The 24099-nt window shown below is 74.6% G+C and carries 24 protein-coding genes; 15 read left to right on the top strand and 9 right to left on the bottom strand.

Annotated features, from left to right (window positions below; all coding sequences use genetic code 11):
- Positions 1 to 85: 85 nt before the first annotated feature.
- The 3 genes from BJF77_RS16085 (at position 86) to BJF77_RS16075 (ending at position 4334) form a co-directional block, all read left to right on the top strand.
- A complete protein-coding gene (locus BJF77_RS16085; RefSeq protein WP_075872800.1) occupies positions 86 to 1624 on the top strand; it encodes a PucR family transcriptional regulator in 1539 nt (512 codons plus the stop codon).
- A gap of 293 nt (positions 1625 to 1917) precedes the next feature.
- On the top strand, positions 1918 to 3213 hold the full coding sequence (locus BJF77_RS16080; RefSeq protein ID WP_075872799.1) for a Glu/Leu/Phe/Val dehydrogenase: 1296 nt from the start codon (positions 1918 to 1920) through the stop codon (positions 3211 to 3213).
- A 248-nt stretch (positions 3214 to 3461) separates the two neighbouring features.
- Entirely contained in the window at positions 3462 to 4334 is an 873-nt protein-coding gene (locus BJF77_RS16075; protein ID WP_047804065.1) for a Bax inhibitor-1/YccA family protein, read from the top strand.
- A 99-nt stretch (positions 4335 to 4433) separates the two neighbouring features.
- On the opposite strand, the gene BJF77_RS16070 is transcribed toward BJF77_RS16075, so the two are convergent.
- Positions 4434 to 4946 (bottom strand): hypothetical protein, encoded by a 513-nt coding sequence (locus BJF77_RS16070; protein WP_075872798.1) that lies wholly within the window; start codon positions 4944 to 4946, stop codon positions 4434 to 4436.
- A 251-nt stretch (positions 4947 to 5197) separates the two neighbouring features.
- Between BJF77_RS16070 and BJF77_RS16065 the strand changes: the two genes are divergently transcribed.
- Together BJF77_RS16065 and ilvA are read left to right on the top strand one after the other, a co-directional pair.
- Positions 5198 to 6631: an AI-2E family transporter gene (locus BJF77_RS16065; RefSeq protein ID WP_075872797.1), complete on the top strand. Its 1434-nt coding sequence runs from the start codon at positions 5198 to 5200 to the stop codon at positions 6629 to 6631.
- Between the two features lie 83 nt (positions 6632 to 6714).
- Positions 6715 to 7962, top strand: a complete 1248-nt coding sequence (ilvA, locus tag BJF77_RS16060) for a threonine ammonia-lyase (RefSeq protein WP_047804066.1) — start codon at positions 6715 to 6717, stop codon at positions 7960 to 7962.
- An 89-nt stretch (positions 7963 to 8051) separates the two neighbouring features.
- Here the strand turns inward: ilvA and BJF77_RS16055 are convergent, their stop codons facing one another.
- From BJF77_RS16055 to BJF77_RS16045, 3 genes are all read right to left on the bottom strand, one after another.
- Positions 8052 to 8261: a hypothetical protein gene (locus BJF77_RS16055; RefSeq protein ID WP_047804067.1), complete on the bottom strand. Its 210-nt coding sequence runs from the start codon at positions 8259 to 8261 to the stop codon at positions 8052 to 8054.
- A gap of 7 nt (positions 8262 to 8268) precedes the next feature.
- Entirely contained in the window at positions 8269 to 8772 is a 504-nt protein-coding gene (greA, locus tag BJF77_RS16050) for a transcription elongation factor GreA (protein ID WP_047804068.1), read from the bottom strand.
- Positions 8773 to 9007: 235 nt separating this feature from the next.
- A complete protein-coding gene (locus tag BJF77_RS16045) occupies positions 9008 to 9478 on the bottom strand; it encodes a DUF4307 domain-containing protein (protein WP_255396317.1) in 471 nt (156 codons plus the stop codon).
- Positions 9479 to 9662: 184 nt separating this feature from the next.
- Here BJF77_RS16045 and mca point away from each other — a divergent pair, with 184 nt between their 5' ends.
- The 3 genes from mca to BJF77_RS16030 are packed head-to-tail and all read left to right on the top strand — an operon-like array spanning position 9663 to position 13049.
- On the top strand, positions 9663 to 10541 hold the full coding sequence (gene mca / locus BJF77_RS16040; protein ID WP_047804112.1) for a mycothiol conjugate amidase Mca: 879 nt from the start codon (positions 9663 to 9665) through the stop codon (positions 10539 to 10541).
- Positions 10542 to 10549: 8 nt separating this feature from the next.
- Positions 10550 to 10885 (top strand): hypothetical protein, encoded by a 336-nt coding sequence (locus BJF77_RS16035; protein ID WP_047804070.1) that lies wholly within the window; start codon positions 10550 to 10552, stop codon positions 10883 to 10885.
- A gap of 55 nt (positions 10886 to 10940) precedes the next feature.
- On the top strand, positions 10941 to 13049 hold the full coding sequence (locus BJF77_RS16030) for a thioredoxin domain-containing protein (protein WP_075872795.1): 2109 nt from the start codon (positions 10941 to 10943) through the stop codon (positions 13047 to 13049).
- Between the two features lies 1 nt (position 13050).
- Here BJF77_RS16030 and BJF77_RS16025 read toward each other — a convergent pair whose 3' ends face one another.
- Entirely contained in the window at positions 13051 to 13758 is a 708-nt protein-coding gene (locus tag BJF77_RS16025; protein WP_075872794.1) for a hemolysin III family protein, read from the bottom strand.
- 216 nt (positions 13759 to 13974) lie between these two features.
- Here BJF77_RS16025 and BJF77_RS16020 point away from each other — a divergent pair, with 216 nt between their 5' ends.
- Together BJF77_RS16020 and BJF77_RS16015 are read left to right on the top strand one after the other, a co-directional pair.
- Positions 13975 to 14736 carry an isoprenyl transferase gene (locus BJF77_RS16020; RefSeq protein ID WP_075872793.1) on the top strand — a complete coding sequence of 254 codons (762 nt, stop codon included), beginning with the start codon at positions 13975 to 13977 and terminating at the stop codon, positions 14734 to 14736.
- 131 nt (positions 14737 to 14867) lie between these two features.
- Positions 14868 to 16232: a PhoH family protein gene (locus BJF77_RS16015; RefSeq protein ID WP_082157451.1), complete on the top strand. Its 1365-nt coding sequence runs from the start codon at positions 14868 to 14870 to the stop codon at positions 16230 to 16232.
- Positions 16233 to 16254: 22 nt separating this feature from the next.
- On the opposite strand, the gene BJF77_RS16010 is transcribed toward BJF77_RS16015, so the two are convergent.
- Entirely contained in the window at positions 16255 to 17004 is a 750-nt protein-coding gene (locus BJF77_RS16010; RefSeq protein WP_075872792.1) for a hypothetical protein, read from the bottom strand.
- Positions 17005 to 17081: 77 nt separating this feature from the next.
- Here BJF77_RS16010 and BJF77_RS16005 point away from each other — a divergent pair, with 77 nt between their 5' ends.
- From BJF77_RS16005 to BJF77_RS15995, 3 genes are all read left to right on the top strand, one after another.
- The gene (locus BJF77_RS16005) at positions 17082 to 17561 is read left to right on the top strand and encodes a prepilin peptidase (protein ID WP_255396316.1); all 480 of its coding nucleotides are present in this window, start codon (positions 17082 to 17084) and stop codon (positions 17559 to 17561) included.
- A gap of 149 nt (positions 17562 to 17710) precedes the next feature.
- Positions 17711 to 18181 carry an NUDIX domain-containing protein gene (locus BJF77_RS16000; protein WP_075872791.1) on the top strand — a complete coding sequence of 157 codons (471 nt, stop codon included), beginning with the start codon at positions 17711 to 17713 and terminating at the stop codon, positions 18179 to 18181.
- Positions 18182 to 18334: 153 nt separating this feature from the next.
- Entirely contained in the window at positions 18335 to 18580 is a 246-nt protein-coding gene (locus BJF77_RS15995) for a hypothetical protein (RefSeq protein ID WP_047804076.1), read from the top strand.
- Positions 18581 to 18691: 111 nt separating this feature from the next.
- Here the strand turns inward: BJF77_RS15995 and BJF77_RS15990 are convergent, their stop codons facing one another.
- From BJF77_RS15990 to BJF77_RS15980, 3 genes are all read right to left on the bottom strand, one after another.
- Positions 18692 to 20137, bottom strand: a complete 1446-nt coding sequence (locus BJF77_RS15990; protein WP_075872790.1) for a class II fumarate hydratase — start codon at positions 20135 to 20137, stop codon at positions 18692 to 18694.
- 62 nt (positions 20138 to 20199) lie between these two features.
- Complete coding sequence (locus BJF77_RS15985; RefSeq protein WP_075872789.1) at positions 20200 to 20850, bottom strand: carbonic anhydrase; 651 nt, start codon at positions 20848 to 20850, stop codon at positions 20200 to 20202.
- A complete protein-coding gene (locus BJF77_RS15980; RefSeq protein WP_075872788.1) occupies positions 20847 to 21527 on the bottom strand; it encodes a DUF4245 domain-containing protein in 681 nt (226 codons plus the stop codon). Before BJF77_RS15980 ends, BJF77_RS15985 begins: the two co-directional genes overlap by 4 nt.
- A 235-nt stretch (positions 21528 to 21762) precedes the next feature.
- On the opposite strand from BJF77_RS15980, the gene glpX reads away from it, so the two are divergent.
- Positions 21763 to 22710 (top strand): class II fructose-bisphosphatase, encoded by a 948-nt coding sequence (glpX, locus tag BJF77_RS15975; RefSeq protein ID WP_047804115.1) that lies wholly within the window; start codon positions 21763 to 21765, stop codon positions 22708 to 22710.
- Between the two features lie 198 nt (positions 22711 to 22908).
- Positions 22909 to 24099: hypothetical protein (locus BJF77_RS15970; RefSeq protein ID WP_075872787.1), on the top strand; the 1191-nt coding region annotated here is incomplete at its 3' end.

Here is a 24099-nt window from a genome sequence, read left to right as displayed (position 1 = left end):
CAGCGGTGCGGGCCGGCGCGCCGCGGCCGGGGGCGGGACGCCGCCACGGCCGTCGTCCTCCCGGCCGGCACGGAAGGACACATCAGTGATCACGGTCGCCCAGGTGCTCGGGCTCGACGGCCTGGGCCTGCGCATGGTCGTCGAGGGGGACACGGGCGCCCCCGTGAGCTGGGTGGCCACCAGCGAGCTGGCCGACCCCACCCCCTATCTCAACGGCGGGGAGATCGTCCTGTTCACCGGGCTCAACAGCCCGGTCGACCGGCCCTCCTGGGGGCGCTACGCCCGCCGCCTCGCCGAGAAGGGGGTCGTGGCCCTCGGCATGGGCGTCGGGCGCAGCCTGTCCCACCCCGAGGTGCCGGAGCAGCTGGTCGAGGCGGCCCGGGAGGCCGGCCTCACCCTGTTCAGCGTGCCCGAGGAGACGCCGTTCCTGGAGCTGATCCAGGCCGTGGCAGAGATGCGGGCCGCCCAGGAGCGCACCGCCCTGGAGGCCATGCTCACCATGCAGCGCACGCTCACGCGCGCCGCCACGGGCGCCGACGGATCCACCCGGGTCCTGGAGTCCCTGGCCGGGCTCATCGAGGGGAGCTGGGCGGCGATCTGCACCGCGGACGCCGAGATCACGCACCGGTCCGCGCCCGTGGTCCCGGAGCTGCCCACGGGGCGGAGCCTGGAGGAGCTCGTCGACCGGCTCCGTCCCGCGCGGCTGCGGGGGTCGCTGAGCGAGTCCGGGCCCGCGGGCAGCATCGTGGTCCACCCGCTGGGCGTGCAGGGCGTGCCGCTCACCTACCTCGTCGTGGTCACGCCCCGGCCCGCGGAGCGGGCCCAGGCCGGGGCGATCACCACCGCCGTGGCCCTGCTCTCCCTGCACGCCGAGCGGGCGGGGGAGCGCGCCCTGTTCCGGCGCCGGGTCCGCGCCGGAGCCCTGGCCCTCGTCCTGGGGGGCGACGTGCGCTCCGGGGACGCCCTGCTGGCGGTCGCCGAGGACGGCGGCTGGGCCGGCTCGTCCGGAAGGGTGCGGGTGGTGCGCCTGCGCGGGGACGCGGAGCCGGTCCGGGAGGCGGCCCGGCGGATCGAGGGATTCGCCGACCGCACCGGCCACCGGGCGCTGGTGGGCGCCGCGGCGCAGGACGGGGCCGGGGAGGCGGACGTCGCCGTGCTGGTGGAGGACGACCCGGAGCTGCTCCGGGCCCTGCGCGAGGTCGTCGAGCGCTCCGGCGCCCGTGCCGGAGTCGGCGGCGCCGCGCCCGTGGAGGCCGCGGGCACGAGCGAGCACCAGGCCCTCGACGTGCTGGGGCGCACCACGGCCCGGCACCGGGTGGGGGTCTGGGACGACCTGGTGGCCGGTGGCTTCGCCGGGCTCCTGCCGCCCGAGGCGGCGCGGGCCTTCGCCCGGGACCTGCTGGCGCCGGTCAGGGCCCGGGAGGGCGGCGAGCAGCTGCTGGGGCTGCTGCGGACCTTCCTCGCCCACAACGGCAACCGGCGGCAGGCGGCGGCCGAGCTGGGGATCCACCGCAACACGATGCTGCAGCGGCTGCAGGCCGTCGAGCAGGCCCTGGGCCGCTCCCTGGACGACCCGCAGTTGCGGGCCGACCTCTGGATCGCCCTCCGCGTCCACGACGGCTAGAGCCGGCCGGGCGCCGGCGTGGGCGCCGCCGGTCCCGGACGCCCGGCCGGCACCCGCCGCACCCCCGCGCCCGGTGGGCACTCTGCACACCGGGCGGGGTGGACAGCGGCACTGTGCCGCGCGGGTGTGAGCCTAGTCTCGCAGTGTCGGGACGTGCGGACCTGGGTCCGCGGGGGCCCCGCTCCGCCGTCGGCCCCCGCCCCGCCCTGCGCCCCGGCCTCCCGGCGAACCGGTCCGTGCACCGGGCCGTACCGCGCCGACCGAGCCGCGTCATCCGCATCGAAGGAGATCCCATGACCACCCCCGTCCTCGCTCCCGCCGCCGACGCCCCGGGGGAGGCGGCGGCGGGCACCGGCCCGCTCGCCGAGGCCCAGACCCAGCTGGCCGCGGCCGTGCGCACCCTCGGCTACGAGACCGGGCTGCACGCCCTGCTGGCCCGGCCGCGCCGGGAGATGACCGTGTCCATCCCGCTGCGCCGTGACGACGGGAGCGTGGAGGTGCTGACCGGCCACCGGGTGCAGCACAACTTCTCCCGCGGCCCCGCCAAGGGCGGGCTGCGCTTCTCCCCGGCCGTGGACCTGGACGAGGTGCGGGCCCTGGCGATGTGGATGACCTGGAAGTGCGCGCTCCTGGACGTGCCCTACGGCGGGGCCAAGGGCGGGATCACGATCGACCCCCGCCGCTACTCCCGGGGCGAGCTGGAGCGGGTCACCCGCCGCTACACCTCCGAGATCCTGCCGATCATCGGCCCCGAGCGGGACATCCCCGCTCCCGACATCGGCACCGACGAGCAGACCATGGCCTGGATGATGGACACCTACTCCGTGTCCGTGGGCTACACCGTGCCCGGGGTGGTCACCGGCAAGCCGGTGTCCGTGGGCGGGTCCCTGGGCCGCTCCGCGGCGACCTCCCGCGGCGTGGTGCACATCGCCCTGGCCGCCCTGGCCCACCGGGGGATCGCCCCGGCCGGGGCCACCGCCGCGGTGCAGGGCTTCGGCAAGGTCGGTGCCGGGGCCGCCCTGTTCCTCGCCGAGGCCGGGGTGGAGGTCGTCGCGGCCTCGGACCAGTACGGGGCGGTCCACCGCGCCGGCGGGCTGGACGTGCCCGCGCTGGCCCAGCACGTGGCCGCGACCGGCTCCGTGGTCGGCTTCGGGGGCGCGGACCCGCTCCCGGCCGAACGGCTGCTGGGGCTGGAGGTGGACCTGCTGGTGCCGGCCGCCGTGGAGGGCGTGCTGCACGCCGGCAACGCGGCCGAGGTGGCCGCGTCGGTCGTGGTGGAGGGGGCCAACGGGCCGACCACGGCCGCGGCCGACGAGATCCTGGCCGCCAACGGTGTGCTGGTGGTCCCGGACATCCTCGCCAACGCCGGCGGGGTGATCGTCTCGTACTTCGAGTGGGTGCAGTCCAACCAGGCCTACTGGTGGTCCGCGGCCGAGGTCGACGCCCGCCTGGAGGCCCGGATGCTCGCGGCCTGGGGCAAGGTGCTCGAGGTCGCCGGCGAGCGCGGACTGAGCCTGCGCGAGGCTGCCACCGTCACGGCGGTCCAGCGGGTCGCCGACGCCCACCTCACCCGCGGCCTCTACCCCTGATCGGCGGCGCCGCCGAGCCGGCGGCACCGCCCAGCGGCGCCGCCGGCCGGACGGTGAGCAGGGTGCGGGCGGGTGCCCGGCCCCGCGCGCGGGGAATGCCCCGCCCCGGCGGTGCCCTCCGCGGGAGCGGGCACCGCGGTCCGCGCCACGCCCTCGGCTTAAGCACAGCCGTTCCCCTGCTTCCACGATGCCTGCGTTGCTACCCTTGAGGGACATCACGCACAGCAGTGCCAGGGAAGGACCGACACATGGCCGGCGGGAACCCGCTCCTCCGCGATTTCACCAAGCAGGGCGCAGGCAGCGCCCAGCAGTCCCACGGGACCCAGTACGGGCAGAGCTCCTACGGGACCCCCTACCAGCAGCCCGGATACGGCCAGGCCGGATACGGTCAGACCGGCCCGTACTCCGCCGACCGGCTGGACTCGATGTACAACGCTCCGGCGGCGGGCACCAACCAGACCGGCCGGATGACCTACGACGACGTCATCATGCGCACCGCCACGGTGCTCGGCGCCGTGGTGGTCGGTGCGCTGGCCGGCTGGATCATGCCCGTGCTGACCCTGCCGGGCGCCCTGATCGGGTTCGTCCTGGCCATGGTCAACGTCTTCAAGCGCCAGCCCTCGCCGGCGCTGATCCTGGCCTACGGCCTGTTCGAGGGCATGTTCCTCGGCGGCATCTCGAGAATGTTCGAGAGCATGTACCCGGGCATCGCGGTCCAGGCCGTGATCGGCACCCTCGCGGTGTTCGGCTCCGTGCTCGTGCTCTTCCGCTCGGGCAAGCTGCGCGCCTCCGCACGGGCGACCAAGATCTTCATGGTCGCCCTCATGGCCTACGTCGTGTTCGCCCTGGTCAACCTGGGTGCCGTCCTGCTGTTCGGCTTCAACATCCGCACGGACAGCCCCCTGGGCCCGTGGCTGGGCCTGGCCATCGGCGCGATCGCCATCCTGCTGGCGGCCTACAGCTTCGTGCTCGACTTCGAGAACATCAAGCGCGGTGTCGAGGTCGGCGTCCCGGAGAAGATGGCCTGGTCCGCGGCCTTCGGCCTGACCGTCACCCTCGTGTGGCTCTACATCGAGATCCTGCGCATCCTGGCGATCATCCGGGAGATGACCTCCAACTAGGTCCTCGTTCCCAGGTTCCGCCACCGGCGACGGCCCGGTCCCCTCACGGGGCCGGGCCGTCGCCGTGTCCGCTGTCCCGCCCCGGGGCGGGCGGTGGCCTCAGTGGTAGGTGATCCGCGGACCGGGCGCGGGAAGGGTGGCCGCGTGCGCCGCGGCGGCCCCCCGCGGCGGACGCCCCACGAACAGCCAGCCGAGCACCTTCTCGTCGGAGCCCAGCCCGTAGAAGGCGCGCAGCGCGTCCTCGTCCGCGCCGTCACGGGGCGCCCAGGCGGTGGCCCAGCCCGCGCCCCAGAAGGCGGCCTCGAGCAGCGGGCGGGCCCCGTGCGCGGCGGCGAGCTGCTCCTTGCGCGGCGCCCCGAGGGCGTCGTCGGGGCTGAACACCAGCGCGCACCCCAGCCCCCCGGTGCTCGCCCACTGCAGCGACCCCCGGAACGTCGCCAGCCGCCGCAGCTGCTTGCCCTTGAGCCGGGGGAACGGCGTGCTCATGGTGGGCACCCGGCGCATGCCCGCGGCCGCCGCCGCCAGCTCGGGCGCGGAGCGGCGCGTGGTCACGGCCACCCGCCAGCTGAGCCCGGGGTCCGCGGCGGCCGGGCCGGCGGCCGCGCGGAGCACGGCCTCCAGCTCCTCCCGCGGCGGGCATCCGGGGTCAGGGCGGAGGCGGGACGCCGCTGGGCGAGGATCCGGAGGAACGCACGTGACATGGCGCCAGTCTGTCACCGCGGGCGCCCGGCGGCGGTTTCCGCGACAGCCGCGTCGGCCGTCCCCGGCAGAGGCGCTCCCGTCCGGTCCGCACCCGGAGGAACCGGGTGCCGGTGTCGGCCCCGCGTCACCTGCCGGTCGTCCGGCCGTGGAAGGATGATGCCATGCCTTCCACTGCGCACGACGCCGAGCGTCCCCCGCTCCCGGGGCCCGGCAACGAGCTCCCGCCGTTGCACGGCAACGCCGCCGGGGGTGTGGCGGTCTCGGTGCGCGTCGCCGCCGCCTGGTCGTGGCGGCTGCTCATCATCCTCGCGGCCGTGGGCCTGTTCGGCTACATGCTCTCCACGATCACGGTGGTCATCATCCCCGTGCTCATCGCGGGGCTGCTCGCCGGCCTGCTGTTCCCCCTGGTGAAGGGGATGCGGGCCCAGCACGTGCCCGCCGGTCTGGCCTCGGGCCTCACCGTCCTGGGCTTCATCGGCCTCGTGGTGGGCCTGCTCGTGCTGGCCGGGCGGCAGATCGTGCTCGGCTTCGCCCAGCTGTCCGAGAACGTGGTGGTCGGCACCCAGCAGCTGCTGGGCTGGCTCGAGGACGGGCCCCTGAACCTCAGCGCGGACAGCGTGAACGACTGGATCGACGAGCTCGGCACCACGGTGCAGGACAACAGCCAGGCCATCCTGAACGGGGCCATGTCCTTCGGCTCCACGGCCGGCAACGTCCTGACCGGCATCATCATCATGCTGTTCACGCTGCTCTTCTTCCTCATGGACGGGGAGCGGATCTGGCTCTTCCTGGTCCGGCTGTTCCCGGTCAGCGCCCGGCGCGCCGTCAACGGCGCCGGGCGGCGGGGCTGGCACTCGCTCGTGCAGTACGCCCGGATCCAGGGCTTCGTGGCGTTCGTGGACGCCGTGGGCATCGGCCTGAGCGCCTTCTTCCTCGGCGTGCCCCTGGCCCTGCCCATCGGCATCCTCGTCTTCCTCGGCTCCTTCATCCCGATCGTGGGCGCGGTGCTGACCGGCGCGGTCGCCGTGCTCGTCGCCCTCGTGGCCAACGGCTTCGGCACCGCCCTGGCCATGCTCGCGTTCGTCCTCCTGGTGCAGCAGATCGAGTCCAACGTCCTGCAGCCCCTCGTCATGGGCCGGGCCGTGTCCCTGCACCCGCTGGCCGTGTTCCTCGCCGTGGCCTCCGGCACGATCCTCTTCGGCATCGCCGGCGCCCTGTTCGCGGTGCCCGTGATGGCCTTCCTCAACACGGTGGTGCGCTACCTCGTGGGCGGGACCTGGAAGGGGGACGACGAGATCCCGTGGGAGCCCTACTACTTCCCCTGGGAGATCAAGAAGCACGCCAGCCGCAACGAGCTGACCCGGGACCAGATCATGGCCCAGCTCCAGCGCTTCCGCCGGACCCGGGCCCAGGAGCGCCTCCAGGCCGCGCTCAAGCGCGGGCGCAAGGCCGACCGCACCCGGACCGCGGCCGGGGGCGCCGGACGGCCGGGCGGCGGACGGCCGGATGACGGACGGCCGGATGGCGGCGAGCGGCCGGAGCAGGCCGGCGCCGGCACCGGGGAGGCCCCCGGGCGGTCTCCGGACACCGACTAGGATGGGGACCGCGCCCGCCGCCGGCGGCGCGAGCCGTGCCCCGCCCCCGGGTCCCGCGCACGCACCGACAAGGAAGACCCACCGTGAGCCTGGCCGCCCTGCCCGTCCGCCTCGCCGACATCGAGGACGCCGCCGCACTGCTCGACGGGGTGATCGACCGGACGCCGGTGGCCCACTCGCGGGCCCTCTCCCGCCTGGTCGGCACCGAGGTCAACCTCAAGGCCGAGAACCTCCAGCGCGCGGGCTCCTTCAAGGTCCGCGGCGCCTACGTGCGGATGGCCAAGCTCACCGCCGAGGAGAAGGCACGCGGGGTGGTGGCCGCCTCCGCCGGCAACCACGCCCAGGGAGTCGCCCTCGCCGCAGACCGGCTGGGGATCACCGCCCGCATCTACATGCCCATGGGTGCGGCCCTGCCCAAGGTCGCCGCGACCCGGGACCACGGCGCGGAGGTCGTGCTGCACGGCGACGCGGTGGACGAGGCGCTCGCCGAGGCGCAGCGCCACGCCGAGCGGACCGGGGCGGTCTTCGTCCACCCCTTCGACCACACGGACATCGTGGCCGGCCAGGGCACCCTGGGCCTGGAGCTCCTCGACCAGATCCCCGACGTCGACACCGTGATCACCGGTGTGGGCGGCGGCGGGCTGCTCGCCGGGGTGGCCGTGGCCGTCAAGGCCCGCGCGGAGCAGCTGGGCCGGCCGATCCGGCTGATCGGCGTGCAGGCGGAGAACGCCGCCGCCTATCCGCCGTCCCTCGCCGGGGACGCCCTGGTGACCCTCGAGCGCGTCTCGACCATCGCCGACGGCATCGCCGTGGGGAAGCCGGGCCAGCTGCCCTTCAGCATCATCAAGGAGCTCGTCGACGACGTCGTGACGGTCTCCGAGGACTCCCTCGCCCAGGCGCTGATCTTCCTGCTGGAGCGCAACAAGCTCGTGGTGGAGCCCGCCGGCGCCGTGGGGGTCGCCGCCCTGCTGGACGGCCGGCTGCAGGAGCGGTACCCGGACCTGGGCAGCACCGCGGTGGTGCTCTCCGGCGGCAACATCGACCCCATGCTCATGCTCAAGGTCATCCAGCGCGGCCTCTCCGCCGCCGGGCGGTACATGACGATCAAGATGATGCTCACCGACCGGCCGGGCGAGCTGGCGCTGATCTCCAAGGTCATCGCCGTGCAGGACGCCAACGTCACCGGCGTGGACCACACCCGCATCGGCGGCGCGCTCAGCATGGGCGACGTCTCCATCACGATCGACATGGAGACCAAGGGCCACGAGCACTGCCGCCAGGTCCTCCGGGCGCTCGAGGCCGAGGGGTTCCACCCCGTCGTCGTGCACTGAGCGCCCCGCCGGTGCGCGCCGCGCCCGGCACGGCGACGGCGCCGGCCCCCGTGGGGACCGGCGCCGCTGCCGTGCGCGCGGGCGCGACGTCAGGAGCGACGCCGCCCGGTGAGGTAGGTGGCGAAGCCGCTGACGAACGTCGCGAACACGAAGACGTTGCGCAGGCTGCCGGGGGCGCTCGCCGCCGGATCGCCCTGGCCGGCGAAGTGCAGGACCACGGCGACGACGCCGAGCACCACGGTGAGCACCATGAGGGCCCGGGTGCCGGGCCCGGGGCTGCGCAGCCAGTGGGTCGTCACGGCACGCTCAGCCCTGGAACGGCTTGGCGTCCAGGATCTTGACCGGGATCTGCTTGCCGTTGGGCGCGGTGTAGGACAGCTCGTCGCCGACCTGGTGACCGGAGATGGCCGAGCCCATCGGGGACTTCTCGGAGAACACCTCCAGGTCGCTGCCGGCGGCCAGGTCCTCGGCCACCTCGCGGGAGCCGATCAGGAAGGTCATCGGCTCCCCGGCGATCTCCGCGGTGACGACCATGCCGGCCTCCACGATCCCGTCGTCCGCAGGGGCCTCGCCGACCTGGGCGTTCTCGAGCAGGCCCTTGAGGTGGGCGATGCGGCCCTCGTTCTTGCCCTGCTCCTCGCGGGCGGCGTGGTAGCCGCCGTTCTCCTTGAGGTCGCCCTCCGAGCGGGCCTGGTCGATGCGCTCCACGATCTCGTGCCGGTACGGCCCGGAGATGTAGTCGAGCTCCTTCTTCAGACGGTCGTAGGCCTCCTGGGTCAGCCAGGCGCCCTGGTTGCTGGTCTTGGTCACATTCTCTCCTCGGTGGACGGACGGCCGGACCGCCGGAGCCCGCCCGGGGCGTCCCGGGCGGCGGCGGACCGGAGCGACGGCGCGGGCGCCGTCGTCGGTGCGGGGATCCGCATAACGCAAAGTCCCCGCCCCGGTGCCGGGCCGTCCGTGCGGACGGTGCCCGGTGGCCGGGGACGGGGAGTCCTGACCTCCCAGTCTAGGCGCGGCCGGGGGAAGGCCCAAAGCACGGTGAGGTTTACGACACGTCCGCGGCGGCCGTGCCGTCCTCGACCCAGCAGGAGTCGACGACCGCGGTGGTGGCCAGGTTCGTGGTGCGCACGGAGGCGCGGTGGGTGCTCGTCCCGCCGTCGCCCAGCTGCTCCTCGGCCACCGCCCCGACGGTCACCTCCGCCCAGCCCACCACGGCGTACTCCTCGTTCAGGGCGCTGACCGCGCAGGTCACCACGTCGCCGGGACGCTTGGTGAGGTCGAAGTCCGCCGTCACCCGCGCCTCGGAGACGACCTGGAAGCCGATGTCCTTGAACGTGGGCGCCGCGCCCCGGGCGGTGACCACCCACACGATGAACACGGCCGCGAGGAGGGTCGCCAGCACCAGCAGGCCCAGCCAGCCGCGCGGGCCGAGCCGGCGGGCACGGGCGGGGCGTCCGTAGCGGTCGCGGAGCAGTGCGGGGGAGTCGGTGGACACGGCGGCCTCGGGTCTCGGCAACGGGGAAGGCGGCGCCGGGCCCGGCGACCGCCCGTCCACTGTAGCCGAGCCCGCTGGGAGCATCCCGGGCACGCCGCGGCCCCGCGGACGCGTAAAATGGAGGGCGGCCCGTGCCCGCAGCGGCCGTGCCGCACCACCCCCGACCGATCCCGAGAGGACCTCCCGAGTGACCTCCCTGTCCCAGATGCGCCTGCTGGCCGTCCACGCCCACCCCGACGACGAGTCGAGCAAGGGTGCCGCGACCATGGCCCACTACGTCCGGCAGGGGGTCGAGGTCATGGTGGCCACGTGCACCGGAGGGGAGCGCGGTTCGATCCTCAACGGGGAGATGGAGGGCCACCCCTACGCCGAGCGGGACCTGACCGGCCTGCGCCGGCTGGAGATGGCCCAGGCCGCCGCCGCACTGGAGATCCAGCACCGGTGGCTGGGCTTCATGGACTCGGGCCTGCCCGAGGGCGACCCGCTGCCGCCGCTGCCGTGGGGCTGCTTCGCCCTGCAGCCGCTGGAGCGGGCCGCCGCCCCGCTGGTGCGGCTCGTGCGCGAGTTCCGCCCGCACGTGATCCTCACGTACGACGAGAACGGCGGGTATCCGCACCCGGACCACATCCAGACCCACAACGTCTCGGTCGAGGCGTTCCGCGCCGCCGGCGACCCCGACCGGTACCCGGGCCTCGGCGAGCCCTGGACGCCGCTGAAGCTCTATTACGACCGGGCCTTCAACCTCGAGCGCTTCGTCGCCCTGCACGAGGCCCTCGAGCAGCGCGGCCTGCAGTCGCCGTACGCGGAGCGGATCGCGGCCTGGCAGGAGACCGACCCGGAGGGCCACCGCCCGCCCGCCCCCCGGCACGAGACCACCACCAAGATCCAGTGCCCGGACGCCTTCGTGCGCCGGGACGAGGCGCTGCGCAGCCACCGCACCCAGGTGGCCCCGGACGGGATGTTCTTCGCCGTCTCCGCCGAGATGCAGGCCGAGGTGTGGCCGTGGGAGGACTACGTGCTGGCGGACTCGCGGGTGTCCACCGCACTGCCGGAGAACGACCTGTTCGCCGGGATCCTGGGCTGAACGAGGAGATGACCGCCGTGCTGAACGTGCTCGCCCTGCTCCCCGCGATGGCGCCCAACCCGATCGACGAGGGCACGCTGCGCCCCGGGCTGGACCCCAGCCAGGTGACCCCCGGGGTGGCCGGCTTCCTCATGTCCCTGGTGCTCGCGGTGGCCGTGATCCTGCTCGTGCTCGACTTCAACCGCCGCAACCGGCGGATGCGCTACCGCGCGGAGTACGCCGAGCGCCGCGCCGCCGAGGAGCAGGTGGGCGGCTACACCCGGGAGGCCCCCGACGCCCCGGCCGCCGGGGAGACCCCGGGCTCTGCGGCCGAGGACCCGGGAGGACCCGACCCGCGCGGCTGAGACCGGGGCCCCTTCCTCGGGGCCCCGCGCCGGACCCGAGACCCGAGGAGCGCACGTGCCCAACCGACTGACCGGACAGTCCTCCGCCTACCTGCGCCAGCACGCGGACAACCCCGTGGCCTGGCAGCCCTTCGACGACGCCGCGTTCGCCGAGGCCGTCCGCCGCGACGTCCCGGTGTTCCTCTCGGTCGGCTACGCCGCCTGCCACTGGTGCCACGTGATGGCCCACGAGTCCTTCGAGGACCCGGAGGTCGGCGCCTACCTCGACGAGCACTTCGTGCCGGTCAAGGTGGACCGGGAGGAGCGCCCCGACGTGGACGCCGTCTACATGAGCGCCACCCAGCTGCTCACCAGCCAGGGCGGGTGGCCCATGAGCGTGTTCCTCACCCCGGACGGCCGGGCCTTCCACGCCGGCACCTACTTCCCGCCCCGCCCCGCCCACGGCATGCCGTCCTTCCGGCAGGTGCTCGAGGCGGTGACGGAGGCGTGGGCCACCCGCCGCGGCGAGCTGGAGCAGGCCGCGGACGCGGTCGCCCGCGCCGTCGCCGGACAGGCGGAGGACCTGCGCACCGCCCTGGCCGCCGGCGCGGTGCCCGTGCCGGCGGCCGGGGACGGCCCGGACCCGACCGCCGCGGCCCTCGAGGTGCTCCTGCAGGAGGAGGACCCGGTCCACGGCGGATTCGGCGGAGCCCCCAAGTTCCCGCCCTCCACCGTGCTGCCGCTGCTGGAGCGGATCGCGGCCGGGCCCGGCGGACCGGCCGCGGAGCAGGCCCGCGGCCTGCTGGGCCGGACCCTCGGCGCCATGCGGGTCTCCGCGCTCTTCGACCAGGTGGGCGGCGGCTTCTACCGCTACTCGGTGACCCGGGAGTGGTCCCTGCCGCACTACGAGAAGATGCTCTACGACAACGCCCAGCTGCTGCGCGCCTACGCGCGCGCCGCGGCCCGGGAGCCCGGCCGCGGCGACGAGCGCACGGCCGCGGCCACGGCCGCGTTCCTGCTGCGCGAGCTGCGCCTGCCCGGCGGGGCGTTCGCCTCCTCCCTGGACGCGGACAGCCCCTCCGCGGACGGGGACGTGCACAGCGGGGAGGGCGCCTTCTACGTGTGGACCCGCGCCGAGCTGGCCGCGGTGCTCGGCCCCGAGCGCGGCACGGCCGTGGCCGACCTCATGGGGGTGGCCGCCGGCCGCGCCCAGCCGCTGCACCCGGGGCGCGTCCTGGACGAGGAGGAGCAGGCCCTGTGGGACGCCGCGCGCCCCGAGCTCGCGGCGGCCCGGGCGGCCCGGCCCGCCCCGGCCCGGGACGACAAGGTCGTGGCCGGGTGGAACGGGCTGGCCGTCACGGCCCTCGCCGAGGCCGGCGTGCTGCTGGAGGACCCCGCGCTGCTGCTCGCGGCCGAGGAGGCCGCCGGGCACCTGTGGGAGGTGCACTGGGACGGCGGCCGCCGCCGGCTGGCGCGCACCAGCCACGCCGGCTCGGCGGAGCGCTCCATCGAGGGCCTGCTGGAGGACTACGCGCTGCTGGCCGAGGCGTTCCTGGCCCTGTACCGGGCCACCGGCGCCACGGCCTGGCTCCGGCGGGCCCGCACGCTCGCCGACGCGGCCGAGGAGCGCTTCTCGCACCCGGACCCGGACCCGGACGGCGGGGAGCGGGCGCCGGGACGGATCTGGTCCGACCTCGCCGACGTCCCCGCCCCGCTGCTGGCCGCCGGCGGCTCGGGGCGCGCCCAGCCCCTCGACGTCGTCACGCCCGCCGGCGCCGCCGTGCTCGCGGCGGTGCTCGTGGAGCTGTGGGCCCTGGACGAGGACGAGGCCCGCGCCCGGCTCGTCCCGTCCCTGCTCGGTCCGCTGCAGCTCCTGGCCCAGCGCTCGCCCCGCGCCGCGGGACGGGCCCTCACCGTGCAGGCCGAGCTGGGCTCCGCGCCGGCCCACGTGGTGCTCGCCGGAGGGACCGCCGAGGACAAGCTCGAGGCCCGCCGCGCCGTCGGGCCCGCCGCGGTGCTGGGCACCCACGTGATCGACGCCGACGCCCCCGGGGCGCCCGGCGCCGCACGCGGGAGGACGGCGCCGGGCGGGCGGTTCACGGTCTACGTGTGCCGGGACTTCGCCTGCCGCGCCCCGGTCCACACGGTCGCCGAGCTGCGCGAGGAGCTGGCGGCGGGGGACTGACTCAGCCGAGCATCGCGAGCATGATCGCCACGTAGTGCAGCCCGAAGCCGAGGACCGTGCAGGCGTGGAAGATCTCGTGGAAGCTGAACACCTCGGGCAGCAGCCGCGGGCGCTTGGTGCCGTAGAACACCGCGCCGGTGATGTAGGCGGCGCCGCCCGCCGCGGTGAGCACCGCCGCCGGCGGGCTGGTCTGCCAGAACTGGGGGAGGTAGACGACGGCGAGGCAGCCCATCACCACGTAGAGCGGGGTGTAGAGCCACCGGGGCGCGAGCGTCCACAGCAGCCGGAAGAGCACCAGCCCCGCGGCGCAGGCCCAGATCACGCTCAGCAGCACCCGGGACTGGTCCGGGGCCAGCAGTGCGACGGCCAGCGGGGTGTAGGTCCCCGCGATCAGCAGGGCGATGTTGGAGTGGTCCATCCGGCGCAGGACCATGTGCAGCCGGCGGGGCCAGTAGGCGCGGTGGTAGATCGCCGACACGCCGAACAGCAGGATCCCGGTGACCCCGTACACAGCGCACGCGATGCGCAGCTCCGTGGTCGGGGCGAGCATTATCGCCACGAGCCCCAGGGCGACGACGACGGGCGTGAAGCCGGCGTGGATCCAGCCCCGCCACGCGGGCTTGCGCTCCGCGAGGTCCTCGAGCCGGTGCTCGATCGCCTCCCCGAGCTCTGCGGCGGCGCGGGCCGGCCCCCCGTGCGAGTGCTCCATGGTGTTCCTTCCGGCGTGCTGCGGTGAATCCGGACGATCCTCCACCGGGTAGTTTAGGAGGCGTCCCCGGCCGCCGCCCGGGCCCGTGACCGCCGACACGGCCGGGCCCGCCGCCCCCACCAGCTCCGGCGGCGCGCCAGGCACCCCGCTCAGCACGAGCACCAGCACCAGGACCCGCGGCCCCCGCCGCGGGCGAGACCTCGGGAGGACCCACAGATGCCCAAGCCACGGCCGCTCTACCGGTTCTACGAGCGCCGGCTCGCCGCCGACCTCGACCCGCGGCGGCTGCCCAAGCACGTCGGCGTGCTCGTGGACGGGAACCGGCGGTGGGCCAAGCAGTTCGGCGCCTCGACCGCGGACGGGCACAAGGCGGGGGCGCAGAAGATCGTGGAGTTCCTGGGCTGGTGCCGGGAGCTGGACATCGAGGTGGTCACCCTCTACATCCTCTCCACCGAGAACCTCAAGCGTCCGGCCGCGGAGCTGGAGCCCCTGCTCGAGATCATCTCGGACCTCATGGAGACCCTCTCCGAGACGGGCATCTGCCGGGTCCAGCCCGTGGGCGCCCTCGAGATGCTGCCGCCGCGGCTGGCCGCGTGCCTGGCCGACCTCACCGAGCGCACGGCGGACAACGCCGGCCCGCACCTGAACATCGCGGTGGGCTACGGCGGCCGGCAGGAGATCGTCGACGCCGTGCGGGAGGTCCTCACCGAGGCCCTCGACGCCGGCGCCGACGTCCGGGAGCTGGCCCAGGAGCTGTCGGTGGAGCACATCTCGGAGCACCTCTACACCCGCGGGCAGCCGGACCCGGACCTGCTCATCCGCACCTCGGGGGAGCAGCGGCTCTCCGGCTTCCTCATGTGGCAGTCCGCCTACAGCGAGTACTACTTCTGCGAGGCCCTGTGGCCGGACTTCCGGCGGGTGGACTTCCTGCGGGCGCTGCGCGACTACGCGTCCCGCCAGCGGCGCTTCGGCGGCTGAACCCCCGGGACGTCGCTGGCAATTTCCGCCTCGTTCACCGTTTCTGCTCGCGCGGCGGGTCCGGCCTGCGTACGTTGTCCTCAGGCGGGCGGCGCGGACGCCGACCGCCGGACAGAGGAGGAAGGGCCGCCATGAGCATCTCCAAGAACACGGAGCGCATCGTCGACATCTCCGCCCCGCTGGGCGCCGCCCAGCCGCGGACCGGGGTGCGCTCCTACGTGATCGACACCTCGGTGCTCCTGTCCGACCCACGGGCCGTCCTGCGCTTCGCCGAGCACGAGGTGGTGCTGCCGGTCGTGGTGATCACCGAGCTGGAGGGCAAGCGGCACGACCCCGAGCTGGGCTACTTCGCCCGGCAGGCCCTCCGCCTGCTCGACGACCTGCGGGTGGAGCACCACGGGCTGAACCGTCCCGTCCCGATCGGGGACCAGGGCGGAACCCTCGTGGTGGAGCTCAACCACGTCTCGGACACCGTGCTGCCCGTGAGCTTCCGGCTCAAGGACAACGACTCCCTGATCCTGGCGGTGGCCCTGAGCCTCTCCAACGACGGCCGGGACGTGTGCATCGTGTCCAAGGACCTCCCGATGCGGGTGAAGGCCTCCGCGCTGGGCCTGGAGGCCGAGGAGTACCGGGCGGAGTGGGTGGGCTCGGACGTCGAGTGGTCCGGCACCGCGTCCGTGGACGTGCCCGACGACGTCGTGGACCGGCTCTACACCGGTGAGGCCGTCGTGGTCCCGGGCACGGAGGGCCTGCCGGCCAACACGGGCCTGACCCTGCACTCGACCCGCGGCAGCGCCCTGGCGCGGATCCGCGCGGACGGTGCGGCCCGGGTGGTGCGCGGGGACCGGGACGTCTTCGGCGTCAACGGCCGCTCCGCCGAGCAGCGGCTGGCCATCGACCTGCTGCTGGACCCCGAGGTCGGCATCGTCTCCCTCGGCGGCCGGGCCGGCACCGGCAAGTCCGCCCTGGCGCTGTGCGCGGGCCTGGAGACGGTCATGGAGCGCCGCGAGCACCGCAAGGTCATGGTGTTCCGCCCGCTCTACGCGGTGGGCGGCCAGGAGCTGGGCTACCTGCCCGGCTCCGAGGAGGAGAAGATGAACCCGTGGGGCCAGGCCGTCTTCGACACCCTCGGGGCGCTGGTCTCCCCGGAGGTCGTCGAGGAGGTGCTCGACCGCGGGATGCTCGAGGTGCTGCCCCTGACCCACATCCGCGGCCGCTCCCTGCACGACGCCTTCGTGATCGTGGACGAGGCCCAGTCGCTCGAGAAGAACGTGCTCCTGACGGTGCTCTCCCGCATCGGCCAGGGCTCCAAGGTGATCATGACCCACGACGTCGCCCAGCGCGACAACCTGCGGGTGGGCCGCCACGACGGGGTCACCGCGGTGGTCGAGGCGCTCAAGGGCCACCCGCTGTTCGGCCACGTCACCCTCACCCGCTCGGAGCGCTCGCCGATCGCGGCGCTGGTGACGGAGGTGCTGGGCGACCTGGAGCCCTGAGGCCGGCCCGTGGCCGGTCGGCTCAGGGGCCGACCGGCCAGGGCAGGTGCCGGCTCACGTCGGTGAGGTCCAGCCGCACGGAGGTGAAGAGGTCGTCGATGAAGTAGTCGTCGACGGCCTCGATCCTCAGGTCGTGGCCGGTGCCCGCGAGGGGCCCCTCGAGGACCTCCGAGCGCACGCACACGCCCGTCCGCTCGTCGAGCAGCACCCGGGTGCGGGCCGGGGCGAGCGGATGGCCCGGCGTGCTCGGCGTGTAGGCGGAGCCCGGGGACACCACCGCGCCGCGCACCGCCCGCCCGTGGTGGACGCCCGTGAAGACCTCCTCGACGGTGCACGGGCGCCGCTCCGGCAGATAGGGCGGCACGGGGGCGCTGCCGGCGAGCTCGACCGGGTCGAGGATGGCCTGCCAGCGGCCGCCGCCGAAGACGGGGTCCCCGTAGGCGGCCTCCGGCCGGCGCTCCACCAGGCCGGAGTCGGTGAAGACCGGGGTCACGAGGGACGGCGCGAGCAGCCAGGACGACGAGGTGGAGGCCACGTAGAAGTCGTCGCGCGAGCGCTCCAGCGAGGTGGCCGTGTAGAGGGGGACCCCGTCCAGGGTCTCCACGCGCAGCTCCGACGGACGGCGCACCCACGCCCGCACCGGCTCGCGCGGTGCCTGGTCCGGTGGTGCGAGCCAGGACAGCCCGAAGCGCAGGGTGTCCCAGCGCCACGGCGAGGACCGGCACAGCGCGGCGAACTCGTCCGGATCGGTGGGCGCGGGGGAGCGGGGCATGGCCCCAGTCTAGAGAGGCCGGCACCGGTCCACAGGGCCCGGGCCCGCCGGCCGGCCCGGCGGCTACGATGCCCGGTGTGAGCGCCTTCCTGACCGACCAGTTCGCCCGCGGGGACGCCGCGGGCTGGGCCGCCGGGGCGCTCGCGGCGGCCGGCCTGCTGGTGCTGGCCGGCGGGTGCGCGTGGCTGTGGCGCACGGACGTGCGCGAGCACCTGCTGCCCGGCCGGGTGGTGCGCCCGCTCTATCCCGTGTGCGGCGGGCTGCTGGGCGCCGCGGCGCTCGTGGCCGGGGAGCCGGTGCGGCTGCTGTGGATGCTGTGGGGCCTGGCGGTGATGGGCGGGATCTACGTCCTGCTCCGCCTGCTGCATCCCGCCGGGATGGGGATGGGCGACGTCCGGCTGTCCGGGCTGCTGGGCATGTGCCTGGCTTCGCCTCGGTGTGGCACGCGGTGCTCGGCGCGGCGGCCGGGTTCGTGCTCGGCGGTCTGGCCGGGGCCCTGCTGGTGGTCGCGGGCCGGGCCGGGGCCCGGACCCGCGTGGCCTTCGGCCCGGCGATGATCAGCGGCGCCCTCGGGGTGCTGCTGCTGCTCTGAGCGCCCCGGCCGGCCCGTGCCGCGCGATCCGTGCCGCGCCGGCCCGCGGGCGCCTGCCAGAATGGGCCGGGACCCCCGGCCCCCGGGCCGACCACCGCCGGACAAGGAGCGCCCATGCCCGTCCCCGAGTTCGTCCTCTCCCTGCGCGAGAAGATCGGCCACGACCTGCTCTGGCTGCCCGCGGTCACCGCCGTCGTCCTGCGCGACGACGGCCGGGTGCTGCTGGCCCGGCGCAGCGACAACGGCAACTGGGGGCTGGTCAGCGGGATCGTGGAACCCGGCGAGGAACCGGCGGTCACGGCGGTGCGGGAGTGCCTGGAGGAGACCGGCGTCGTCGCCGTCGTGGAGGACCTCGTGGCGATCAAGGCCGGCGAGCCGGTGCAGTACCCCAACGGGGACCGGTGCCAGTTCCTCGACCACACCTTCCGCTGCCGCTGGGTCTCCGGGGAGGCCCGGGTCAACGACGACGAGTCCCTCGAGGTCGGCTGGTACCACCCGGCCGACACCCCGGAGCTCCCGCCGCACCAGCGGGCGCGGCTCGACGCGGCCCTGGCCCACGACGGCCGGGCGCGCTTCGTGGTCTGAGCCGGCGGCCGCTCCCGGTCCGGACCGGGAGCGGCCGACGCCGCGGGGGAACGACGCACAAGAAACACAGCGTGCTTACTTGTGGGCCGGTGCACACGTTCCTAGACTCGGAAGCGTCCGCACCCGCAGCACCGACGAGCAAGGAGGAGCAACATGGCCACAGGAGAGACCGGTTTCGACGACGTCACCTACGACCTGGTGTCCGTGCAGTACCACGCGCTCAAAGCAGGTCACGACTACGGCCAGTACGTGCGGGACGCCCGCAACGCCGGCCGCGACGACATCGCCGACTTCTTCGAGAAGGTGATGTCCGAGGACTCCGCACGGGCCCAGCAGTGCCACGAGTTCATCAAGGAGCTCTCCAAGTCCGGCGAGTCCGGCCCCGCCGTGACCTCCTGATCCGGAGCACCGGTCCGGGGCGGGAGCCGCCGGACGACGAAAAGGGGTCGCCGCGACCGGGACCGTGTCCGGTGCGGGGGCGACCCCCTTCCGCGCGTGCCTCGCGCCGGGTCAGTCGTTGGGGCCCGTCATCGTGGTGACGTCCAGCGCGCGGTCCAGCTCCTCCTCGGTGAGCTGCCCGTTCTCGACGTAGCCCAGGGCGAGGGTCGCCTCGCGCACCGTCATCTTGTTCGCCACGGCGTGCTTGGCGATCTTCGCGGCGGCCTCGTAGCCGATGGCCTTGTTCAGCGGGGTCACGATGGAGGGGGAGGCCTCGGCCAGGAACCGGCAGCGCTCCACGTTCGCCTCGAGCCCGTCGATCATCTTCTCCGCCATGACGCGCGAGGAGTTGGCGAGCAGCCGGATCGATTCCAGCAGGGCGGAGGCCATGACCGGGATGCCCACGTTGAGTTCGAAGGCTCCGTTGGTGGAGGACAGGGACACCGTGGTGTCGTTGCCGATCACCTGGGCGCAGACCTGGATCGTGGACTCGCAGATCACCGGGTTCACCTTGCCCGGCATGATCGAGGAGCCCGGCTGCAGGTCGGGGATGAGGATCTCGCCCAGGCCGGTGTTGGGGCCGGAGCCCATCCAGCGCAGGTCGTTGTTGATCTTCATGTAGCTGTAGGCCACGGTGCGCAGCTGCCCCGAGGCCTCGACGAGGCCGTCCCGGTTGGCCTGGGCCTCGAAGTGGTTGCGCGCCTCCGTGATCGGCAGTCCGGTCTCCTCGGCCAGCAGCTCGATCACGCGGGCGGAGAACCCGGCGGGGGTGTTGATGCCGGTGCCCACGGCGGTCCCGCCCAGGGGCACCTCGGCCACGCGGGGCAGGGCGGCCTGGACGCGCTCGATGCCGTAGCGCACCTGGGCGGCGTATCCGCCGAACTCCTGGCCCAGGGTCACCGGGGTGGCGTCCATCAGGTGCGTGCGCCCCGACTTCACGACGTCCCGGAACTCGGCGGCCTTGCGCTCGAGGGACTCGGCGAGCTGCGTCATGGCGGGGACCAGGTCGTTGACCAGGGCGCCCGTGACGGCCACGTGCACGGAGGTCGGGAAGACGTCGTTGGAGGACTGGGAGGCGTTGACGTGGTCGTTGGGATGGACCTCGACGCCCTTGCCCTCCAGCGCCCGGCTGGCCAGGGTGGCCAGGACCTCGTTGGTGTTCATGTTGGAGGACGTCCCGGAGCCGGTCTGGAACACGTCGATCGGGAAGTGCTCGTCGTACCGGCCCGTGGCGACCTGGTCCGCGGCCTCGGCGATCGCGCGGGCGCGCTCGTCGTCGAGCACCCCCAGCTCCGCGTTCGCCAGGGCGGCGGCCTTCTTGATCTGCGCCAGCGCGACGATGTGCTGGGGCTCGAGGGTCCTGCCGGAGATGGGGAAGTTCTCGACGGCGCGCTGAGTCTGGGCGCGGTACAGGGCCTGTGCGGGCACCCGCACCTCGCCCATGGTGTCGTGCTCGATGCGGTACTCGGTGGACGCTGCCGTGCTGTTTGCCGTGGTGTCTGTGGTGGTGTTCGCCATGGCGTCAGTCTAGGTCAGCCCGGGGTGACGCCCGGCACGGTGACCCGCGGCGTCCGGGGTCCTCAGCGGGCCGGCAGCCAGGTCCCGTGGCCGTGCACGAGCTCGGCCTGCCCGTCCTCCAGGTGGTAGAAGACGCCCACCACGGCCACCTCGCCCTGCGAGACGGCCTCGTTGATGATCCGCGACTGCTCGAGCAGCCGGGAGGCCGTCTGCTTGGTGTGCTCGACCACGGCCGAGTTGACGTCGGGCTCCCCGTGCCGCCGGGCGTCGAGCACGGACGGCATGATCCGCTCGATGAGGTCCCGCTGGAAGCCGCGCGGCATGTCCCCGGAGTGCGCGGTCGCGTGCGTGGCGCTGACCGCCCCGCACGAGTCGTGGCCCAGGACCATGACCAGCGGGGTGCCCAGGTTGGCCACGGCGTACTCGATCGAGCCGAGCACGGCGTCGTCGATGACCTGCCCGGCGGTGCGGACCACGAAGGCGTCCCCGAGCCCGAGGTCGAAGATGATCTCGGCGGCCAGCCGGGAGTCCGAGCAGCCGAAGATCACCGCGAACGGGTCCTGTCCGCCCGCCACGGACTGCCGGCGGGAGGCGTCCTGGTTGGGGTGCAGGGACTCGCCGGCCACGAAGCGGGCGTTGCCCTCGCGCAGGCGCTGCCAGGCGGCGGCCGGGGTGCGGGGCGAGGAGTCGTCGGATCGGATCTCGGGGGTCATGGCTGCTCCGTGGGTGCGGGGTCGGAGACCTCGGCGAGTGCCGCGGTCACTGCGGTGGCGAGGTGGTCCAGCTCGGCGCCGGGCGCGTCGCCCTTGAGCACCACGGTGGAGCCGTCGACCTCGCCGGAGTAGACGGTCAGGGCGTCCCGGTCCCGGGACTCCTCCCGGACGTGGACGTCCCACTGCACGCCCCCGGCCTCGGCGGTCGCGGAGACGGGCACGGCCTCGGTCTGCTGGGCCAGCCACGTGGGGTTGGCCAGGGACGTCTGCACGAGGCCGATGAAGTTGCCCTGCGGGGTGGCCCAGCCGATCTCCCAGTAGGGCACGCCCTCCGCGGCCCCGGCGTCCCAGCGGGCGTAGTTGGCCGTCCAGTCCTCGCCCGGCTCGGGGACGACCGGCGGGAACGGGGCCTCCTCGGCCACGTAGTCCGCCTCCTGCGCCACGTCGACGTCGGGGCGGTACGGCTGGGCGTCCGGGCGCGGCTGGAGCCACACGAACGGCAGCACCAGCAGCAGCAGGACGGCCATCGAGATGATCATGCCCTGCACGGGGGCGTTGATCCGCCGCGCCTGCTTCTCCGTGATCTGGGGCAGGGGCGGCGTCCCGGGGTCGGGCGCGGCCGCACGGGGCGCGTCCGCGGGCGGCTCGGCGGAACGGTCGGGGGTCGGGGAACTCACGGGTCCATTGTGCCCTGTCCGGGAGGTCGCGGTCGCACCGCCGGGCTGACTGTGAACCGGCTCCCAGCGCGCGGACGGGCGGGCGATATGCTGGGCGGGACGCGGTCCGCGCCGCGGCCGATCCCGGCCCGGTGGCCCGCAGACCCGAAACTCGAAGGTGAGGAACATCGTGGCCCAGGAATCCCCCGGAACGACCAAGGCATCCAGCAACAACGTGGCCGACCGCAACCTGGCGATGGAGCTGGTGCGCACGACCGAGGCCGCGGCGATCGCCGGGGGCCAGTGGGTGGGCGCCGGCGACAAGAACGCCGCCGACGGGGCCGCGGTCGACGCCATGCGGGCCCTGCTCTCCACCGTGCACTTCAACGGCACCGTGGTCATCGGCGAGGGCGAGAAGGACGAGGCGCCCATGCTGTTCAACGGCGAGCAGGTGGGCGACGGCTCCGGGCCGGCCTCCGACGTCGCGGTGGACCCCATCGACGGCACCCGCCTCACGGCGCTGGGCATGAACAACGCCCTGGCCGTCATCGCGGTGGCCGACGGCGGGTCGATGTTCGACCCCTCGGCCGTGTTCTACATGGACAAGCTCGTGGTGGGCCCGGAGGCCGCGGACTTCGTGGACCTGCGCCTGCCGGTCAAGCAGAACCTGCACCTGGTGGCCAAGGCCAAGGGCATCCACGTCAACCAGCTCACCGTGTGCGTGCTGGACCGCCCCCGGCACCAGAAGCTCGTCGACGAGATCCGCGCGACCGGTGCCCGCACCCGGATGATCCTCGACGGGGACGTGGCCGGCGCGATCGCCGCGTGCCGCGAGGGCACCGGCGTGGACGTCATGATGGGCATCGGCGGCACCCCGGAGGGCATCGTCACCGCGTGCGCCGTCAAGGCCACCGGCGGGATCATCCAGGGCCGGCTCGCGCCGGTCGACGACGCGGAGCGGCAGAAGGCCGTCGACGCCGGGCTCGACGTCGACGCGGTGCTCTCCACGGACGACCTCGTCACCTCCGACAACTGCTTCTTCGCCGCCACGGGCATCACCGACGGCGACCTGCTGCGGGGCGTGCGCTACCGCGGCCGGCGGATCACCACCCAGTCCATCGTGATGCGCTCCCGCTCCGGGACCGTGCGCATGGTCGAGGCCGAGCACCTCGCCGCGAAGTGGGAGAAGTACGCCCGCCGCTGACCCCGGCGCCCCGGCCCGTCCGGCCGGCACAGGACCCCTCGGGCCGGCCACCGGCACGGGGGGTCCTCGCCGTCCCCGTCATGCCGTGTCCGGGGGCCGCTGCGGCGACCGGCCGCCCTAGACTGGTGCCGAACTGCGGGCGCCGACCGCGGTCCCCCCACCGGGGCGGGGCGCCCGGGTGATGAGGAGGACTCCATCGTGAGCACCACGGTCAGCCCGTGCCCCAACCGCAAGACCTGGGACGCCACCGTCCGGGTGACCGGCGGCCACCCCCAGCAGCTGTGGGGGATCGGCCAGGCCCAGATCTCGGCCGAGGGCCCGGGCCTGCGGGTGGACCGGGTCATGGTCCACGACGCCGAGCAGCGCACCGTGGGCTACGCCCAGCTCCACCTGCGCTCGGAGGCCGAGCGCGTGGTCGCCGGCACGGTGCACGCCCACGTGCACCGGCCCCAGGACCTGCCGGTGGTCGCCGAGGCCCTGGCGCTCTGGGTCCGGGAGGAGCACGCGGCGGAGCTGCTGCGCTTCCAGCCCGACACGCTGCGCACGCCGGGCACGGCCGAGGCCCTGGCGGCCGCCGGCTTCGCGCGGCCGGCCACCGGCGGCGGCCCCGACGAGCCCCGCCGGCTGGAGGTCCCGCTGGGGGAGACCCAGCAGGACCTCTCCCGCCGGCTCTCCGAGGCGACGCTGGGCCGGTGCCGGGCGGCCCTGCGCACCCCCGGCGTGACCGTGCGCGAGGTCACCGCGCAGAGCCGGGCGCTGGCCAACATCGGGCTGCGCACCCGGCTCATCACGCAGCTGCTCGAGGACCTGGGGGACGACTCCCTGCTGCTCGTGGCCACCGAGGAGGGCGACGTCGGGGCCGAGACCGCCCTGGGCTACCTCTGGTTCGTGCACACGCGCGGGCTGGCGATGATCTACCGCCTGGGCTTCACCCGCCGGGGCCGCGATCTGGGCCTGGACGACGCCCTGCTGCTCACCGGGCTCGTGGAGCTGCAGAAGCGCCGCGTGCAGCGCCTCGACGGCGGGGACCCGGACGAGGCGGACGTGCCGCAGGTGGTCCGCGAGCTGGCCGGCACGGAACGGCCGGTGCTGGGTCCGTGGGAGAAGTCCCTGGGGCGCAGCCCGGCCGGGGAGTTCTCGGCGGAGGCGGCCGACGCCGTCGCGGCGCGCACCGGCACGGCCGTCGCCGCGGAGCTGGGCCTGGAGGCGCCCGCCCCGGCGCGGTCCTGGTCCCCGGACGGGCCGAGACGGCCGCCGCGCCCGCCGACGGCGACGGCGCGGGGGGCACCGGCCGCTCCCGGACCCGGCGGGCCGGGCACTCACCGGCGGGTGGTCGGGAGGGGCTCTCCGCGCTGCGCGACGCGGCCGGGCGCTGACGCGGCCGCGCCG

The organism is Kocuria sp. CNJ-770, assembly GCF_001942375.1.
In the GTDB taxonomy this organism is placed as follows: domain Bacteria; phylum Actinomycetota; class Actinomycetes; order Actinomycetales; family Micrococcaceae; genus Kocuria; species Kocuria oceani.
This window is presented reverse-complemented; position numbering and strand designations above follow the sequence as displayed.

Bases quoted from the DNA above. Each gene is read 5' to 3' on its own strand.
- BJF77_RS16035 (WP_047804070.1), top strand. From the start codon at position 10,550: ATGACCGCCGTGCTGAACGTGCTCGCCCTGCTCCCCGCGATGGCGCCC.
- BJF77_RS16025 (WP_075872794.1), bottom strand. From the start codon at position 13,758: ATGGAGCACTCGCACGGGGGGCCGGCCCGCGCCGCCGCAGAGCTCGGG.
- BJF77_RS15985 (WP_075872789.1), bottom strand. From the start codon at position 20,850: ATGACCCCCGAGATCCGATCCGACGACTCCTCGCCCCGCACCCCGGCC.
- BJF77_RS16080 (WP_075872799.1), top strand. From the start codon at position 1,918: ATGACCACCCCCGTCCTCGCTCCCGCCGCCGACGCCCCGGGGGAGGCG.
- BJF77_RS16020 (WP_075872793.1), top strand. From the start codon at position 13,975: ATGCCCAAGCCACGGCCGCTCTACCGGTTCTACGAGCGCCGGCTCGCC.
- BJF77_RS16075 (WP_047804065.1), top strand. From the start codon at position 3,462: ATGGCCGGCGGGAACCCGCTCCTCCGCGATTTCACCAAGCAGGGCGCA.
- BJF77_RS16065 (WP_075872797.1), top strand. From the start codon at position 5,198: ATGCCTTCCACTGCGCACGACGCCGAGCGTCCCCCGCTCCCGGGGCCC.
- glpX (WP_047804115.1), top strand. From the start codon at position 21,763: ATGGAGCTGGTGCGCACGACCGAGGCCGCGGCGATCGCCGGGGGCCAG.
- BJF77_RS15995 (WP_047804076.1), top strand. From the start codon at position 18,335: ATGGCCACAGGAGAGACCGGTTTCGACGACGTCACCTACGACCTGGTG.
- mca (WP_047804112.1), top strand. From the start codon at position 9,663: ATGCGCCTGCTGGCCGTCCACGCCCACCCCGACGACGAGTCGAGCAAG.
- BJF77_RS16010 (WP_075872792.1), bottom strand. From the start codon at position 17,004: ATGCCCCGCTCCCCCGCGCCCACCGATCCGGACGAGTTCGCCGCGCTG.
- BJF77_RS16000 (WP_075872791.1), top strand. From the start codon at position 17,711: ATGCCCGTCCCCGAGTTCGTCCTCTCCCTGCGCGAGAAGATCGGCCAC.
- BJF77_RS15990 (WP_075872790.1), bottom strand. From the start codon at position 20,137: ATGGCGAACACCACCACAGACACCACGGCAAACAGCACGGCAGCGTCC.
- BJF77_RS16015 (WP_082157451.1), top strand. From the start codon at position 14,868: ATGAGCATCTCCAAGAACACGGAGCGCATCGTCGACATCTCCGCCCCG.